The organism is Salinicola halimionae (genome assembly GCF_003206065.1).
Taxonomy (GTDB): domain Bacteria; phylum Pseudomonadota; class Gammaproteobacteria; order Pseudomonadales; family Halomonadaceae; genus Salinicola; species Salinicola halimionae.
Map to the genome: position 1 here is coordinate 569,820 of NZ_PZJQ01000002.1, position 16,994 is coordinate 586,813.

A 16,994-nucleotide genomic window follows, 5' to 3' on the forward strand; every position below is an offset into this window, starting at 1 on the left:
AGATGAGCAAGCAAAGTAAAGACCAGCAACCGCCGTCGGCAACATCTTCCGGCGACAAGCAGGCGCCAGACGATCAGACCGGGCCTGCCGGACAGAATCCGAAAGCGACCTCATCCGTGACGCCAAGTGCGGGCGACAGCCAGCCGTCGTCGCCAGCCGGGTCGTCCGCGACAACCGACCCGACCACGCCAGAACCTGCCAAGACCCAGCCGATCAAACCGGATGTGGTGCAACCGGCCGCTACTGACGCCGCCACCGGCAAGCCGCGTGCCAGCCGTGATGCGACGAGCACTTCGACAACCCCGACCGAGTCTGGAACGACTGGCAGAACGGGTTCCGTTGGCGAGCCCAAGTCGACCGGCGGCACCAAGGCGGAGAACATCGAGACAAACAGCAACAAGGCGGGAAGTGGCAAGGCGGAGAGCCCCGGCAAGAATGACAAGCCCCGCACGGCGACGGCGAGTGGCGCCAAGGCGTCGGCATCTGGCGTTGCTGGCAAGCCCGACGCCGCGAGCGGCAAGAAGAGCGGTGCAAGTGGCAAGTCGAGCGGTTCGACCTCAACGCCGAAGGGCGGTGCGCAACCTCCCGCTGGCGGTGGCTCGACGTCCGGCAATGGCAAGCGTGACAATGGTGGCAGGTTGGGGTTGCTGGCTTTGATTCTCGTGATCGTGCTGGCGATTGTCGTTGCTGTCGTCGGCTACCGCGGATGGCAGAAAATCCAGCAGCAGCAGACCCAGTTGAGCCAGATCGGCGCCAACAGCACCACGCTCGATCAGCTCGAGTCGAAAGTCGGTGAACTCGACCAGAATCGCCAGCAAAACCTGAAGATGATGCGTGGCGAGTTCGATCAATACCGCCAGAAGCTCGATGACACGCTGGACAAGGTGCTCAAGGAGCTGGCGCAGCAACAGCAGGCCGACCCGCGAGAGTGGCTGCACGCCGAGGCGGAGTATCTGCTGCGTCTGGCCAATCAGCGATTGCAGCTCGAGCGTGACGTCAAGGGCGCCAAGGCACTGCTGAATGCCGCCGACGAGCGCCTGCGCGAGGCCGATAACCCGGCTCTGGTACCGATCCGGCGTGCCATCCAGTCCGAACTCGCCTCGCTCGATTCCGTGCCGGTCATCGATCGAACCGGGCTCTACCTGGCGTTGATGGCACAGCAGGAACAGCTGGCACGCCTGCCGTTGAAACAGGATATCGAAGAGATCGCCGCCGGCAAGGGCGACGCCAAGCCGACCGGTGGCTGGCGTCAGCAACTGGCTACCCTCGGCAGCGAGCTCAAGGATCTGGTGACCGTACGACGCCACGACCAGCCGCTGGAGGCATTGATCACGCCCCAGCAGGAATCGTACCTGCGCCAGAACGTGCGGCTGCTGCTCGAGCAGGCACAATTGGCCCTGTTGAAATCGGAGCCCAAGCTTTATCAGGCCAGTCTCGACAAGGCTCTTGAACTGGTCGAAGGCTACTACGCTACCGATAACGATGGCGTGACCCATTCGATCGACAAGCTCAAGAGCCTTCGCGACAACGAGGTTCGCCCGGAGCTGCCGGACATCAGCCAATCCTCACAGCTGCTCAAGCGCTTCATCGAACAGCGCTTCGGTAACGGTGACGACTCTCGAGCGAGCGGCTCTCAGGCTGGCGGTTCCCAGAATGGTGGTGCAAACGGCGGCTCGCAGAAGGGCGGCGGGCAAGACGATAGCTCGACCGACGAATCGGCACAGGGAGAGGGCGCATGAGAAAGCTGATCCTGCTGATCGTCTTCGGTCTGGCGGTCGGCGCGCTGTTCGGACAGCTGATGCAGTCGCTGCCGGGCTACTGGTTCATTCGTGTTGGCGACACCTCCATTCAGACCTCGTTCTGGTTCGGCTGCGTATTGCTGTTGGCCACCTTCCTGATACTGCATTTCCTGCTGCGTGCGTTGATGCGTCTGCGTCGGCCGGTGAGCCGGCTCAAGGTATGGAATAGCCGCACCCGTCATCGCACGGCGATGAAGCGCACCGTTCGCGGATTGGTAGCGCTGGCGGAAGGCCGTTGGAAGCGAGCCGAGAAGTCTCTCACCAAGGCGGCTGACGATTCCGGCACGCCGCTGGTCAACTATCTCTCCGCGGCGTTGGCGGCGCATTATCAGGGCCGTTACGAACAGGCCGACGTACTGCTCAAGCGGGCGCATCACAGTACCGAGGGTGCCGATACGGCGGTGGGACTGGTGCAAGCTCAACTGATGCTGGATCGTCAGCAGTTCGAGGAAGCCTTGGCAACGTTGACGCGGCTGGAACAGCAGCTGCCGGAGCATCCGCAGGTGCTCAAGCTGCTCAAGCAGGCCTATCTCAGCGTCAATGACTGGGATGGCATGCGTCGCTTGCTGCCGCGTCTCGACAAGCATCGTCTGATCACTGAAGACGAGCGGCGCGAGCTCGATCAACGCGTCTATCGTGAGCTGCTGGCCCAGGCCGCGCTGCAGGAAGGCAATCTGCAGCGAGTGCGTTCGCTGTGGGCGGATATGCCGGACGATCTACGAGGCGATGTCGAGCTGGTCGTGCTCTACGCCGAAGCGCTGATCCAGGGAGGCGAAGAAGGTGACGCCGAACGCCTGTTGCGTAACGCGCTCAAGGAGCACTGGGATACGCGACTGGTGCTGCGCTACGGGCTGCTCAACGTCGATGCCGCACGCCAGCTGGTCTACGCCGAGAAGTGGCTTCAGGAACGCCCCAACGATCCGGACCTTCTGCTCACATTGGGTCGCCTGTCGCTGCGCAACGCATACTGGGGCAAGGCGCAGGAGTATTTCGAGGCGAGCCAGCGCCAGCGCCCGAGCGGAGTCGTCTGTGCCGAACTTGCGCGGCTCTACGCCAATCTCGGCGACCACAGCAAGAGCCAGCTCTACTACCGGCAGAGCGTAACGCTGCTCGACAAGTCGCTGCCGGCGTTGCCGCAACCCAGCGACATGACGCGCTGATCCCGGAGGTCGATCGATTGCTCTCCTGGGCGCCTGCGGGCGCCCTTTTTTGTGTGTAATGGACCGCCGCAGGCCGGCTCGAGGAGGACTTGTATGCATTACGGCATCGATGTCGGTGGTACCAAGACCGAGATCGCGATCTACGACCGAAATTGGCAGTGTCTGGATCGCTGGCGCCAGCCGACGCCGGCGCAGGATGGCGAAGCCTTCCTGAGAATGCTGACGGAGATGGTGGAGGAGGCGGATGATCGCTGCGGCAGTCACGGCACGTTGGGTCTGGGCTTTCCGGGTGTCCTCGACGATCAGGGGCATCTGATTGCCGCGAATCTACCGGCATTGCGACCCTGGGTGCTGGAAGCGACGCTGAAAGCGCATCTTGATCGGCCCTTCGCGATCGAAAACGATAGCCGCTGTTTCGTGGTGTCGGAAACCGGACCCGGCGGTGCGGCTGAAGGAGAGCAGCATGCCTTCGGTGCCATTCTGGGAACCGGTGCCGGCGGCGGCGCGATCATCGAGGGCAGGCTTCTCAAGGGTGGCGGAGGTTTCGCCGGCGAGTGGGGGCATTTGCCGCTGCCGGCAGCGGCGGCCAAGCGCTACGATCTTCCATTGCTGCCCTGTGGCTGTGGTCTGCAGGCCTGCCTGGAAACCTACATCGCCGGACCAGGGCTGGTCAGGCTTCACCGTCATTTCGGTGGCGTATCGGAATCGGCGGAGCAGTGGCATCAGGCCTGGCTGGGCGGTGAAGACGCGGCGCAGCGTGCCCACCAATGCCATCTGGAATTACTGGGCGGGGCTCTGGCAAACGTGATCAAACTGCTGTCGCCGCGGGTCATCATCATCGGTGGCGGTCTATCGGCGATGGATGAACTCGTGGAGGCCCTGCCGGCGGCAATGGGAGCACAGTTGTTTCCCGATATAAAGGCCCCGAAGGTGGTGCGCTCTCGCCTGGGCGATGCCAGCGGGGTACGCGGAGCAGCGATGCTGGGCGCGGGATCGTCAACGATCGACCGCCACTGAGACGAGCACGAAAAAGGCCGCCCGAAGGCGGCCTGAACAAACACGAGATCTACTTGGAAGGCTAGCGCGGAGCGTCCGCCTCGTCGCCATCGACGTCATCATCGGTGGGTTTACGATGCGTTTCGTCCGAGGCCATCGTATTCGGCGCATTCGATGTGTGTGTCTCGTCGGTGGCTCCTTCGATGACGTCGCGCTTGTCATCACGCAGCACACGCAGATGAGCCGGTGGCGCCGTTCCGTCGTGATTCTCGCCGAAGTAGAGGGTGGTATGCGGGAACGGGATCTCGATGCCGGCCTTGTCGAAGTAGAGCTTGACCAGCCGATTGTAGGCGCGGCCAACGCCCCACTGATCGCCCGGCGTGGTCTTGATCACCACACGGATGTTGACCGAACTATCGGCCAGTGCGACGACGCCAGCCACTGTCATTGGCGCCAACAGTTTATGGCCGTGTTCCTCGCTCGCCTGAAGATCCGCGTAAGCGGCTTGCAACTGTTCGATGGCGTAATCGATGTTCTCGCGATAGGCGATACCGTATTCGCCGACATGGTTACCGAATTCGCGCATGTAGTTGGAAACGGTATCCACCGAGGAGAACGGCACGATGTGATAGGTGCCCGATAGATCACGGATGGCCACCGAACGGATGCTGACGCGTTCGGCCGTACCGGTGATGCCGCCAGCGGTGACGACGTCGCCGGTATTCATGGCATTTTCCAGCTGGATGAATACGCCGGTGATCACATCCTGCACCAGCTTCTGCGCACCGAAACCGATAGCCAGGCCCAGTACGCCGGCCCCCGCGATCAGAGGCCCGATATTGATGCCGATCTGAGACAGGATGATCATCACCGTCATGATGATCAGAGTAATCGCCAGTGCGTTACGGAACAGGCTCATCAGCGTCTGTGCACGTGCGGTGGGCGCGCCGCCACCGGTGTCCGGATTGAGGAAATTCTCGATCAGGCTGGCCAGGCCGACCCATACGATGGCGGCCACTACCAGAATCAGCAGAACCTGAACGACGGTCGCGATGGTGTGCGAGCCTGCATCGCTGACGTACCAGGCAGCAAGATCGAAAGCGCCCCAGGCATCGAGGGTGTACATCACCACGGCGATGAGAATGATTGCACGGATGATCTTGAGCAGCGTCGGAATATAGGAGTTGAGTCGCGACTCCAGCATCGGCAGACGTTGACGTAGTTCGTCGGAAAGCTCGATGCGGCGGCCGATCAGCTGTGTCAGCAGGCCGGACACGAGCATGCCAATGCCGATATAGATGATGGTCTTGAGCGTTGCCAGCAGCACGAACGGCAGCGCCGTTTCGGGATGCAGCAGCGTAACGGCGAACACCATGATGGCGTAGAGCAGGGCAATGACGTGCCAGATGCGTGCCAGCAGACGCAGCGCCACACGAGACGCGGACATCTGGGCCGCTTCGGCCTTGGCCATGATCATGTCACGTACGCCGGTGCGATGCTTCAGGATGACACTCATCGACCAGATCAGGGCAATGAGCATGATCAGCACCCCGACGGCCTTGCCGAACGCGAGGGAAAGCGTGGCATTGAGGATCGGAACCACGACCAGCATCCCGTAACCGACGAAGCCAGCCAATGTCGCGAGGAACCGGTTGCAATAACGCGCCTGGGCGGCTTCGATAGACACCAGGCGAAGCCCTTCGTGACGCGAAGAGAAGAGCACGCGGAGCGCACACTTGAAGAGTTCGATCATCAGGAAGGCGTTGAGGAACAGCGAGAGGCGAGTGTCGAGATTGCCGCTTTCGCCGACCAGGAATGTCGCGACCAGATTGCCCGCGACGTAGGCTAGCACGACGACGATGACGTCGACGATGGCCGCTAGCACCACGGACAGGATGACCCGCAGCAGATGGCTGCGTCCCTCGCCTTGCATCGCCCAGTGACTGAACTTGGAAAATAACGGGCTGGCGATACGGCGTAGAAGCAGGAAGGCCGCGACCGTCGCGATGATCACCAGCGCAAGATCGATCGCCGCGCTCATGAAGTCGTTCATGCTGAACGAGGGGCCGCTGCTGGCTGCGGCGTCGCTGCTGCCGAAGAAACCACCGATCATGGCGACGAGACTGGTGAATTGTCCGCCGATATCACCCGCGATACTACTGGTGACCTGTGCCATTCGACGAGGGAAGGAAGCTGGCGTTTCAGTGCCGCCTTCGCTATTGCCGGCAGCGGACTGATCCGGGTCACGGGTTCCCTCGGCACTGGCCGAGTCCGACGCCTGAGCGCTGCTGTTCTGATCATCACTGGCCGGGGTATTGCCACTTTGGGCACTGTCGCTTTGCGCCTCGCCTGCGGACTCCTGCTGTGAGGCCAGCTGTCTCAGCTGGTCAATCAGTGCCTGACGCGATTCGGAGTTTTCCAGCAAGTCCGCCATGGTGGAATAGGCGGGGCCATCCTCGGCACTCTGCCCTTGGGAGCCACTGTCCTGAGCGAGCACCGGGGCAGCAAATACCAGTAATAACAGCAATAGCCAGCGACTGAGCCAGCGATCGGGGCGAAGGACTATCAAGCTCCAACCTCCTTGTCTTGTGAGCGGATCGATTTGACGGCATGTTGCCAGCCTAACCATCGTTAGAGTAACACTTTCTGGCAGGGGGGAAATTCCGATACCGAGACGAATGGTGATCCTGTGAGACTAGCCGGTCTGACGAGGTTTTCCAGGCGCGAGGCGGCCGCGATGTTCGCCTGGAAGCTCGGCTTTCGGTGAGAAACTCGGGGACCGCGTGACGCGCTCGAGCCCCGGTCGAACAATTTCGATCCCGATACCTGTCTGGTGGGAGGTAATGCCGAACCTCCCTTCGGTCCCGCGACGCATGACGTTGCTCGCGCCACGACGTTGATAAAGTTCATGCTCGACGGGCGATGTCTAGCCATGTAGCGGCTGGGATATAGTGGCAATGAATCGAAGGTCAGAGTGATGCAAGTCAACGGCATGGCCGCAAGAGCCGAGTCCGTGTGGGCTACCCTTGAAACCACTCCTGCCCTGTGTCTTTCGTTGCAAACACTATGGGGCCGTTATGAGTTCATCTTCCTCTGCCGAACGCATCGAAGAGGCGTCCGAGCTGGTCGCCGAGGCGTCCGCCAAATTGGAGCGGCAAGAATTTTCCGCTGTTATCGCCTTGCTGGAACCGGCCTTCCAGGCCGGTATCGATAGCCCCGATCTCGTGGTGACGCTGATACGAGCTTACGAAGGTGCCGGTGAGACCGCCAAGCGGGAGATGACGATGGCCGCCGCGCTGGAGAGGTCCCCCCAGTCGTCGCTTAAGCTGCGGATCGCTTATGCCGAAGCGGCGATGACGAGAAAGGACTGGCCGGCGGCCATCGAAAGATGGCAAGCGATCATCGATCATGACGAGGCATTTCCTCCGCCAATCTACCTGCGCCAGGCACGCGCGCTTCTGGCCGCCGAACAGCTCGATGCGGCGCTCCGCGTGGTGAATCTGGCACTGGAGAAGCAGCCCGGGAACGCCACACTCGTTGATCTCAAGGATGTCATCGCCAGCCAGAAGGCGAAGAAGTTTCAATTGACGGCGCATAAGCTGGCAGCGCCGTTCGCGATACGATGGGAGATCGGCGAAGACCAGAAGCAGATCGCGACGCTCGATTCATTCCGCCACTATCGAATCCGGGGCTGGATCGATGCCCGTCAGGATCAGCGGCCGGAACTGATCGCCTCGGCTCATGCCGAGACCGCCGTCCTCGGACTCACAGCGCTCGAGCCGAGCACGCCTTACCAGGAAGCGGGCTGGGAATTCGAGCACACCTTCGATCTTTCCCGTGGCCTTACGCTCGGCGTCAGGCTCGAAGGCGGTAAAGCCTATGAATGCTTGCGCTTTTCGCTAGCGCCGATCATGGAAGTCATCGAGGGGCGCGAAGGGTGGCTGTTTCTGGCCAACGATACCAACGCGAGTATCGATCAGTTCACCGGCAAGCGCCTAATGACGGATGACGAAACGCTTCAGTGGCGACATTTCAGCGCCGAGCTCGGGCCGATTCAGCAACAGCGCTCGCTACTGTTCTTGATTGCCAACTCCAAGGAAAAGGTCAGGCCGGAATATTATCCGTTCGAAAAGGCCGATATCACGATCACCGACCAGGTATCGGCCATCCTGCAGCAGGGCGAGGTCAGCTTTTGCAACCCCGTTGCCGCCATGCAGGCAATACCGGACAGCTACTACCAAACGGACACGCACTGGAGCGGACGTGGCGCCTATCTCGCGTTCGTGGCCAGCATGCGATACTTCGGCCTCGATGACGATTTCGATTCGCTCTACGATTTCGAGCAACGCGAGTTAGTCGGGGACCTTGGGTCCAAAATTGACCCGCCTGCCAAATCGCCGTCGACCGTTGCCGTTTTTCGCGGTGATAGCGGTGTTCAATGTCGTTTTTCCAATCACCTGCCGGGCACCGGCAACATAACGATCTTCGAGAATTCAAAGCCACGACATGCCCGTACCCTGCTCATCTTTGGGGGCTCTTCCGCGAATGCCGGAGGGTTCGCGCTGCTGTTTGCCCACATCTTTCAGCGAGTGGTCGTGGTCAACCTGCCGGGCAGTTACGTGCAGGAAATCGTCGATCATGAAGCCGCAGACCATGTCATCCTGCAGACCAACGAGCGCTACCTGGCGACGCCCGGACGGATCATGCAGACATTGGACGAGACCCGCCTCGATGGCACCCTGCGGGGCGTGTCGGCGGCCGATAGAGTCAAGTTGCTGGAGAGGATGAATCGCTACGCGCCCTGTGAGCCTTATCACGCCTTCATGACGGCGTTGCTGGCAGGATGATCGATGATCCAGGTCTCGTCGATTGGTACCTGACAAGCGAGAAGCGCCGCTTCGACGAGTAATTGGGCTATCTAAAGCCACCCCGAGGCTCCTGTGGCGTGATCGCTAACAGGCCGCATTCCCGACTGCCGACAGAACAGGATGGCTACCCGTTGGGTGGTCAGTTTCGAGGAAAGAAGATGCTGAAAGTCACGTTGGATCTGCGTTGCAACGTTTGCGGTGGCGGGCAATTTCTGCTGCCGACATTGAGTGAAGCGTCCAAAGACATTCGCTGCGCCGCTTGCTCTGCCTTCAAGTGCAAGAGTAACGATCTGGAGCGGGTGATGTCCGTGCAGCAGCGAAAGTCTGCCATGGCCGCGGTCGCCTGAGACAAGGTCCAAAGGCAAGCGTGCGAGGGCCAAATGTGGCCCTTGGGCAGTGCGAGGTACAGGCACAAAAAAAGCACCCGATCGGGTGCTTTTTCATGTTTGGTGGAGGCGGGGGGAATTGAACCCCCGTCCGCCGGCACTCGCCCATCAGCTCTACATGCTTAGTTCCGTCTTTTGATTTAACGCAGTGCACTCCGGCGGGCAGGATTGCACCTTGCGATCTCTCTAAGGTTTAACGAATGTCAGGAGAGCGCTGACATCCGCGGTCCCATCAGCTTTAGCTCATATCCCCGCGGCGATGAATGGGCACATCGCTTTGGGGCCAGACTAACAACTAGCAGTTTTTACGCTGCCAGTGCGCCTTGAGCATAGTTTTCGTCGTTTGCGACTATTCATTTGCAACGTTGGATTTACGAGATACGTTACGCTCTCGGCATGCACCTCAGGGATTGTCACCGGCGTCGAAGCCATGTCGCCCCCGTGTTACGCGTTCATTCTAACAGATGGCGGCGAGTCCACGCCATATCAAGTGCTGTTTCAAGCTTTTAGCGCTTGGAAACCCGTCGGAGATCACGCATGGTCTCTGACGATACGAGCTTTCTCGCGATTCCAGTCGCGTTCCTTTTCGGTGGCGCGTTTGTCATGCAGTTGCTTGCCGCGGACCAGCGCCAGTTCGCATTTGACCAGGTTCTGTTTCCAGTACAGCTTGAGAGGAACACAGGTGTGCCCCTTCTCCTGAGTTCGGGAGAAGATCCGGGCGATCTCCTTGCGGTGCAGCAGCAATTTTCGCGTCCGAGTCGGATCAGCCACCACATGCGTGCTCGTCGTGTTGAGCGGCATGATGTGACTCCCCAGCAGCCACGCCTCGCCATTCTTGACCAGAATGTAGGTGTCGGTCAGTTGGGCCTTGCCCGCCCGCAGGCTCTTGACCTCCCAGCCTGCCAACGCCAGGCCGGCTTCGAAAGTCTCGTCGATGTGGTATTCGAATCGAGCCTTCTTGTTCTGGGCGATCGTGTTGCTGCTTGGCGCATTTGCTTTTTTCTTACCCATGACACCTCTTTACAGCGATATTCGGTTGCCCGCGGGCGACGCGCTCAGTCATTTTCGCGCGCGTGAAATGCTCGACGAAGGTTCGTGCGGAGCCAGCTCTTGCGGAATCTAGTTATGAGGGCAGTCGTGATACCATTCAAGCCATCGAAAACGATGCCCCATGATACGCATGTCGGGGCGATAAATCAGTGGAGACCCCTATGCCAAGCGTGAATCGGTCTGCATTCGTTCGGCATACCCCGGAACAGATGTTTGAACTGGTCAATGATTTTGAGCGCTATCCCGAATTTCTGCCCGGCTGTCGGCGTGCCAGCGTCCTCGAGCGCGGTGACAGCTTTCTGATTGGGCGCATGACGCTGGCCAAAGGCGGTGTCGAGCAGAGCGTCACCACACGCAACGATCTCGAGCGGCCCGAGCGAATCGACCTTTCGCTTGTCGACGGTCCGTTCAAGCGACTGAGCGGTCGCTGGCACTTTCGTGCGATGGGTGAAGATGCCTGCAAGATCGAACTCGAGATGAACTTCGAATTCAGCAATCGGCTACTGGGCATGGCGTTCGGCCGACTGTTCCAACAGGTCGCGGGCCAACTGGTCGATGCATTCACGCGTCGGGCGGATCAGGTCTACGGGCGCTAGAAGGACACTCTTTATGGCCGATGTCGAAATTGCGTTCGCGACGCCGGAGTGTCAGGTCATCGTTCGCGTCACGCTCGAACCCGAGATGAACGCCCGGCAGGCGGTCATGCGGGCCGATCTGCCGGCGAGGCATGCCGCCTGGGCCGACTTCGACTTTGCATTGGCGCCACTGGGCATCTTCGGGGAACGGCTGCGCGAGCCGGAGGTGTACCTGCCTACGGAGGGAGAGCGCATCGAGGTCTATCGGCCGCTGGAGATCGATCCCAAGCAGGCACGACGCGAACGGGCGGCCACCGCGTCATCGCGTTGACCGCCCGTGTCATGTCATCGTCTTGCCTCGAATGCTTCGTCACGGCATTGGCGGCATTGCGATAGATCAGATCGTGCTGGGCCCGATCCGAGGCGTCGGCGCGCTTTCTCCAGCACCTTCCACGGCAGGGCCGGGGCCGCTGTCCTGGTTCAGCTCGACGTCTGAGTCCATGTCGCCGGATTTGGCGATGTCGGTCAGTTGGTCGTTCTGGAAGGTCAACGTCATCCGTTTCTCGACCGTATCGCCATAAGCTTCGTCAAGATAGAAGACGTAGTCCCACTGATCGGACGAGAACGGCGCTTCCATCAAAGGTGTGCCCATGATGTAGGCGACCTGTTCGCGGCTCATCCCGGGATGAAGCTGAGAGACCATCTCCTGGGTGATGAGGTTGCCTTGCGGGATATCCCTCTTGTAGACGCCAAAGTAGCTGCAGCCGGTAATGAGGGAGGCTGCGAGGAGTAGTACGGTGGTTCTGATCAGATTTTGCATTTGGGCCCGTCTTTCACTATCGTTGCGTGGATTGATCATACCCGACACAAGACGCTACTGCGAAGAGCGACCATGGCCGACGAAAACCAAGAATTGCGTAAAGCAGGCCTGAAGGTCACGCTGCCGCGCGTCAAGATTCTGCAAATCCTCGAAGCGACTCGGATGGAAGAAGAGCTCCACATGAGTGCCGAGGACGTCTACAAGGCGCTACTGGAGTCGGGAGAGGATGTCGGGTTGGCGACTGTCTACCGCGTTTTGACCCAGTTCGAGGCCGCAGGTTTAGTCGTTCGCCACAATTTCGACGGCGGTCATGCGGTTTTCGAGATGTCTCAGGAAGAACACCATGATCACATGGTGGATCTGGAGTCCGGAGAGATCGTCGAGTTTTACGACGAAGAAATCGAGCGTCGCCAACGCGAAATCGTCGAAGAGCACGGTTACGAACTGGTCGAGCACGCGTTGGTACTCTACGTTCGCCCTCGAGGTTCCAAGGCCACGCGCCAGGATGGCGTCAAGAAGTAATCGCCTTCGTCAGAATCGCAAAAACGCCGACCTTTGGGTCGGCGTTTTGCGTTTGGGGCGTCGTAAAATTTCGCGAGCAATTCGGGATTGAGAGAGCAACGCCAGATTGTATGACCGTGTGTTGGAATCGAGCTGCGAAATAGTGGCTAGTGAGCCGAGCGCTGGCTGGCCGCCAGCATTTCGCGGGCGTGGGCCAGCGTCTGATTGGAAAGTTTGACGCCGCCCAGCATTCGAGCCAGCTCGCGGATCCGTCCGGCTTCATCGAGCTGTGACATCTGCGTGTGGGTGGCGTTGTCGCTGGAGCGCTTCTCGATATGCAAGTGCTGATGGGCTTGAGCGGCGACCTGCGGCAGGTGAGTGACGGTCATGACCTGGGCGTCGCTACCCAGCCGGCGCAGCAGTTGACCGACGATTTCGGCGGTCGCCCCGGAAATGCCCACATCGACCTCGTCGAACACCAGCGTTGCCAGCGTGCTATGGCTCGCGGCCACCACCTGAATCGCCAGGCTGACGCGGGACAGTTCACCGCCGGAAGCCACTTTGGTCAGCGGCTTTGGCGGCTGGCCCGGGTTGGCACTGATCTGCAGGCTGACGCGATCCATGCCATGAGGCTGTGGTGTTTCCAGTGGCGTGACGTCAACCGCGAAGCGTGCTTTATCCATACCCAGGAAGGCCAGCTGTTCCTGGACCTGCTGGGCGAAGACGCCGGCAGTGCGCTGGCGCGTGTCGCTGATGCGCTTGGCCGCGTCGCGGTAGTGCTGGCGCAATTCGTCCAGGCGCGAACGCATCGACTCCAGATCGTCATCGCCATTATCGAGCGCGCCCAGTTCGTCGGTCAGTTGACGATGGAGACCAGCCAGCTCTTCCGGCATGACGTGATGCTTGCGTGCGACGCGATGGATTTCGCTGAGCCGCTCATCGACCCAGGAGAGACGTTGCGGGTCGAGCTCGGTGGACTCCACATAGTGATGAAGCTCCCGGGCAGCCTCTTCGAGCTGAATCTGCGCCTCGTTCAGCATGCCCAGCGCCTCCGCCAGACTGCCGCGGTCGCTTCCGGGAACGCGGGCAAGCCGAGTGGTTGCCTGCAATAGCAGCGTCAGCGCGCCGTTCTCGTCATGATCACAGCTGTCGGCCGCGAACTGCGCTTCCTGCAGGCTCTCCTCGACATGAGCCAGCGTCTCCTGTTCCTGCTCCAGGCTTTCCAGCTCGTCCGCCTGCAGATCTAGCTGATCCAGCTCCTCCACTTGATAGCGCAGCAACTGGCGCTTGGCCTGGCGCTCTTCGTCGTTCTCGCTGCGCTCACGATATTGCCGGCGCAGCGCGTGCCATTGACGATGCAGATCGCCAAGCTCGGCGATCGCCTGGTGATGACCGGCGGCATCATCGAGCAGGCGGCGATGCGTCTCTTCGTTGAGCAGGGCCTGATGGGCGTGCTGGCTGTGCACGTCGATCAGACATTCGCCAAGCTCGCGAAGGTCTGCAATGGTGCAGGGCTGGCCATTGATCCACGCTTTGGAGCGGCCGCTGGCGGTAACGACGCGTCGAAGAAGGCAGTCGTCCGAGGGGAGTTCGCGGGCGTTCAGCCAGGCCTGGGCCTCATCTCGCGCAGCGATGTCGAAGCGTGCGCTCAGGTCGGCGCGTTCGGCGCCGTGGCGAACGCCGCCCGCGTCGGCTCGCTCGCCCAGGCAAAGCCCCAGCGCTCCCAGCAGAATCGATTTCCCGGCCCCGGTCTCACCGGTGATGGCGGTCATGCCGTGGTGAAACTCCAGGTCCAGCGTGTCGACGATGGCGAAGTCACGAATGGCGAGTTGAATCAGCATGCTGCCTCCCGGTGTCGATGGCGGCCAGTCGCGATCTGGTGAGCGATCGAGATCTGATAAACGGCGACCAGTGTTGTTGATCTGTTTGTTTATACAGTAGTCAAAATTCGCGTTCAATGAATGTCGTGATGGCCAAGCGCTATCTGCGCTTGAGATCTGAATCGATAGCCCCATATAGGCAGACAACTCCGACGATTGTCGAATCACGTTTATCGAATAACTGTCACAACACCTTGTCAGGAGAGATTCATGGCTAGAGATCCGCAGAATCCCGTAGACGAAGAAATCGAGCGCGCCGAACGTGACGGTGAGCCGCAACAGCAGGCCACCGATGATGTCCTGGATGGCGACCTGGAACAGGTTGCGGACTCGCTCGAACACGAGGCGGGTGACACTGAGGGCGAAGCCAATCCCGAGGCCGAAGTACTGGCTGCCAGAGTCGAAGAGCTCGAGCAGGAGCTGGCAGAGGCCAAGGATCAGTCGATGCGCGCTGCCGCCGATGCGCAGAACGCGCGTCGTCGCGCCGAACAGGACGCCGACAAGGCCAAGAAGTTTGCCCTCGAAAAGTTCGTCAAGGAGCTGCTTCCGGTCGTCGATAGCCTGGAGAAAGGGTTGGAAAGCATGCAGGAGGTCGACAACACGCATCTAGAAGGTGTGTCGATGACCCTCAAGATGCAGCTCGATGCACTGAGCAAGTTTGGTGTCGAGCAGCTCGATCCGCAGGGTGAGCCCTTCGACCCGCAGTTTCACGAGGCAATGACCATGGTGCCCAACCCTGAGCTTGAGCCCAATACCGTGATGGACGTCATGCAGAAAGGCTACACCCTGAACGGTCGCCTGGTTCGCCCGGCCATGGTCGTGGTCAGCAAGACGGCCAGCTGATGCTTGGTGGGGCTGAGTTCGGCCGGCGATGTATTTGAATCGTCGATAGGACTTGAAAGGCGCCGACCAGCCCCCACATAGCAGTCAAACGCGCGGTAAGCGCCGTCATCAAAAACGAATTGAATCGTCAACGAAATAGTTAGAGGTGAGGAATTATGGGACGCATCATTGGCATTGACCTGGGTACGACCAACTCCTGTGTTGCCGTACTGGATGGTGACAAGACCCGTGTGATCGAAAACGCCGAAGGCGGCCGCACGACGCCTTCCATCATCGCTTACACCGACGACGGCGAAACGCTGGTCGGTCAGGCGGCCAAGCGTCAAGCGGTCACCAACCCCAACAACACGCTTTACGCCATCAAGCGTCTGGTCGGTCGCAAGTTCAAGGACGACGTCGTCCAGAAAGACATCAAAATGGTGCCTTACGAGATCGTCGAAGCCGATAATGGCGATGCTTGGGTCAAGGTCAACGACAACAAGTTGGCGCCGCCGCAGGTCAGCGCTGAAGTGTTGAAAAAGATGAAGAAGACCGCCGAAGACTATCTCGGCGAAGAAGTGACCGAAGCGGTCATCACCGTACCGGCATACTTCAACGACTCTCAGCGTCAGGCTACCAAGGACGCGGGCCGTATTGCCGGTCTCGAGGTCAAGCGCATCATCAACGAGCCGACCGCTGCCGCGCTGGCCTATGGCATGGATCGCTCCACCGGTGATCGCACCATCGCAGTCTACGACCTGGGTGGCGGTACGTTCGATATCTCGATCATCGAAGTTGCTGACGTCGACGGCGAAAAGCAGTTCGAAGTGCTGGCGACTAACGGTGATACCTTCCTGGGCGGCGAAGATTTCGATCTCAAGCTGATCGACTACCTCGTTCAGCAGTTCAAGAGCGATTCCGGTATCGACCTGTCCGGCGACAGCCTCGCCATGCAGCGTCTGAAGGAAGCCGCTGAGAAAGCCAAGATCGAGCTCTCTTCCGCACAGCAGACCGAAGTCAACCTGCCGTACATCACGGCGGACAACACCGGTCCTAAGCACCTGGCAATCAAGGTGACTCGCGCCAAGCTCGAATCTCTGGTCGAAGATCTGGTGGCCCGTTCGCTCGGTCCGTGCAAGACCGCCATGCAGGACGCCGGTCTCTCCAATAGCGAGATTCAGGACGTCATCCTGGTCGGTGGCCAGACGCGCATGCCGATGGTTCAGAGCAAGGTTGCCGAGTTCTTCGGCAAGGAAGCGCGCAAGGACGTCAACCCCGACGAAGCCGTGGCCATGGGTGCTGCGATTCAGGGCGGCGTACTCGGCGGTGATGTGAAAGACGTGCTGCTCCTCGACGTGACGCCGCTGACGCTGGGTATCGAAACGCTGGGTGGTGTGATGACTCCGCTGATCGAGAAGAACACCACGATTCCGACCAAGAAGACGCAGACCTTCTCTACGGCCGAGGACAACCAGACAGCCGTGACCATTCATGCGCTGCAGGGTGAGCGTAAGCAGTCCGGCCAGAACAAGTCGCTGGGTCGTTTCGATCTGGCCGATATTCCGCCGGCACCGCGTGGCGTCCCGCAGATCGAAGTGGCTTTCGATCTGGATGCCAACGGTATCCTCAACATCACGGCCAAGGACAAGGCGACCGGCAAGGAACAGTCGATCGTGATCAAGTCCTCCAGCGGTCTCTCGGACGAAGAGATCGACCAGATGGTCAAGGATGCCGAAGCGCACGAAGCCGAGGACAAGAAGTTCGAAGAGCTGGTCCAGCTGCGCAACCAGGCCGACGGCATGATCCACGCGTCGCGCAAGACGATCGAAGAAGCCGGTGACAAGGTCGACGCCGAAGAGAAGAGCAAGATCGAGACCGCGATCAGCGAACTCGAGGAAGCGCTCAAAGGCGACGACAAGGATGCCATTCAGGCCAAGCTCGACGCGCTGACCGAAGCCTCCGGCAATCTGGCTCAGAAGATGTATGCCGAGCAGGGGGAAGGCGCCGAGGCAGAAGGTCAGCAGGCTGACGACGCCCAGACCAGCGGCAAGAAAGAGGATGACGTGGTTGACGCCGAGTTCGAAGAAGTCAACGACGATCAGAAAAAGCAATAACCACGACGTCTGACGCCGTGTAA

The 16,994-nt window shown here is 60.1% G+C and carries 14 protein-coding genes and 1 other RNA gene; 10 read left to right on the top strand and 5 right to left on the bottom strand.

The genetic code is table 11. The annotated features are described in order from the left end of the window. Nucleotides 1–2: 2 nt before the first annotated feature. From DOM27_RS03205 to DOM27_RS03215, 3 genes are all read left to right on the top strand, one after another. Entirely contained in the window at nt 3–1,739 is a 1,737-nt protein-coding gene (locus DOM27_RS03205; RefSeq protein ID WP_110654591.1) for a uroporphyrinogen-III C-methyltransferase, read from the top strand. Further along, nucleotides 1,736–2,959: a heme biosynthesis HemY N-terminal domain-containing protein gene (locus tag DOM27_RS03210; RefSeq protein ID WP_110654592.1), complete on the top strand. Its 1,224-nt coding sequence runs from the start codon at nt 1,736–1,738 to the stop codon at nt 2,957–2,959. The genes DOM27_RS03205 and DOM27_RS03210 overlap by 4 nt, the downstream gene beginning before the upstream one ends. Before the next feature lie 93 nt (nt 2,960–3,052). Further along, entirely contained in the window at nt 3,053–3,976 is a 924-nt protein-coding gene (locus DOM27_RS03215) for an ROK family protein (RefSeq protein ID WP_110654593.1), read from the top strand. Nucleotides 3,977–4,037: 61 nt separating this feature from the next. On the opposite strand, the gene DOM27_RS03220 is transcribed toward DOM27_RS03215, so the two are convergent. Continuing rightward, nucleotides 4,038–6,524, bottom strand: a complete 2,487-nt coding sequence (locus DOM27_RS03220; RefSeq protein WP_245392566.1) for a mechanosensitive ion channel domain-containing protein — start codon at nt 6,522–6,524, stop codon at nt 4,038–4,040. 508 nt (nt 6,525–7,032) lie between these two features. On the opposite strand from DOM27_RS03220, the gene DOM27_RS03225 reads away from it, so the two are divergent. Together DOM27_RS03225 and DOM27_RS03230 are read left to right on the top strand one after the other, a co-directional pair. Further along, the gene (locus tag DOM27_RS03225; RefSeq protein ID WP_110654595.1) at nt 7,033–8,802 is read left to right on the top strand and encodes an alginate O-acetyltransferase AlgX-related protein; all 1,770 of its coding nucleotides are present in this window, start codon (nt 7,033–7,035) and stop codon (nt 8,800–8,802) included. Between the two features lie 179 nt (nt 8,803–8,981). Further along, entirely contained in the window at nt 8,982–9,170 is a 189-nt protein-coding gene (locus tag DOM27_RS03230) for a hypothetical protein (RefSeq protein ID WP_110654596.1), read from the top strand. A 100-nt stretch (nt 9,171–9,270) separates the two neighbouring features. Here DOM27_RS03230 and ssrA read toward each other — a convergent pair. Both ssrA and smpB read right to left on the bottom strand, forming a co-directional pair. Further along, nucleotides 9,271–9,650, bottom strand: a transfer-messenger RNA (tmRNA) gene (ssrA, locus tag DOM27_RS03235). A 90-nt stretch (nt 9,651–9,740) separates the two neighbouring features. Continuing rightward, nucleotides 9,741–10,220, bottom strand: a complete 480-nt coding sequence (smpB, locus tag DOM27_RS03240) for an SsrA-binding protein SmpB (protein WP_110654597.1) — start codon at nt 10,218–10,220, stop codon at nt 9,741–9,743. A 200-nt stretch (nt 10,221–10,420) separates the two neighbouring features. Here smpB and DOM27_RS03245 point away from each other — a divergent pair, with 200 nt between their 5' ends. Both DOM27_RS03245 and DOM27_RS03250 read left to right on the top strand, forming a co-directional pair. Next, on the top strand, nt 10,421–10,855 hold the full coding sequence (locus DOM27_RS03245) for a type II toxin-antitoxin system RatA family toxin (RefSeq protein WP_110654598.1): 435 nt from the start codon (nt 10,421–10,423) through the stop codon (nt 10,853–10,855). A 13-nt stretch (nt 10,856–10,868) separates the two neighbouring features. Then, entirely contained in the window at nt 10,869–11,165 is a 297-nt protein-coding gene (locus DOM27_RS03250) for an RnfH family protein (RefSeq protein ID WP_110654599.1), read from the top strand. 66 nt (nt 11,166–11,231) lie between these two features. On the opposite strand, the gene DOM27_RS03255 is transcribed toward DOM27_RS03250, so the two are convergent. Continuing rightward, nucleotides 11,232–11,654 carry an outer membrane protein assembly factor BamE gene (locus tag DOM27_RS03255; protein ID WP_110654600.1) on the bottom strand — a complete coding sequence of 141 codons (423 nt, stop codon included), beginning with the start codon at nt 11,652–11,654 and terminating at the stop codon, nt 11,232–11,234. Between the two features lie 72 nt (nt 11,655–11,726). Here DOM27_RS03255 and fur point away from each other — a divergent pair, with 72 nt between their 5' ends. Beyond that, on the top strand, nt 11,727–12,176 hold the full coding sequence (gene fur, locus DOM27_RS03260; RefSeq protein WP_075560483.1) for a ferric iron uptake transcriptional regulator: 450 nt from the start codon (nt 11,727–11,729) through the stop codon (nt 12,174–12,176). A gap of 146 nt (nt 12,177–12,322) precedes the next feature. Here the strand turns inward: fur and recN are convergent, their stop codons facing one another. Further along, a complete protein-coding gene (gene recN / locus DOM27_RS03265) occupies nt 12,323–13,996 on the bottom strand; it encodes a DNA repair protein RecN (RefSeq protein WP_110654601.1) in 1,674 nt (557 codons plus the stop codon). Nucleotides 13,997–14,245: 249 nt separating this feature from the next. Between recN and grpE the strand changes: the two genes are divergently transcribed. Together grpE and dnaK are read left to right on the top strand one after the other, a co-directional pair. After that, nucleotides 14,246–14,878, top strand: a complete 633-nt coding sequence (grpE, locus tag DOM27_RS03270; protein ID WP_110654602.1) for a nucleotide exchange factor GrpE — start codon at nt 14,246–14,248, stop codon at nt 14,876–14,878. Between the two features lie 155 nt (nt 14,879–15,033). Then, the gene (dnaK, locus tag DOM27_RS03275; protein WP_110654603.1) at nt 15,034–16,971 is read left to right on the top strand and encodes a molecular chaperone DnaK; all 1,938 of its coding nucleotides are present in this window, start codon (nt 15,034–15,036) and stop codon (nt 16,969–16,971) included. Nucleotides 16,972–16,994 lie beyond the last annotated feature (23 nt).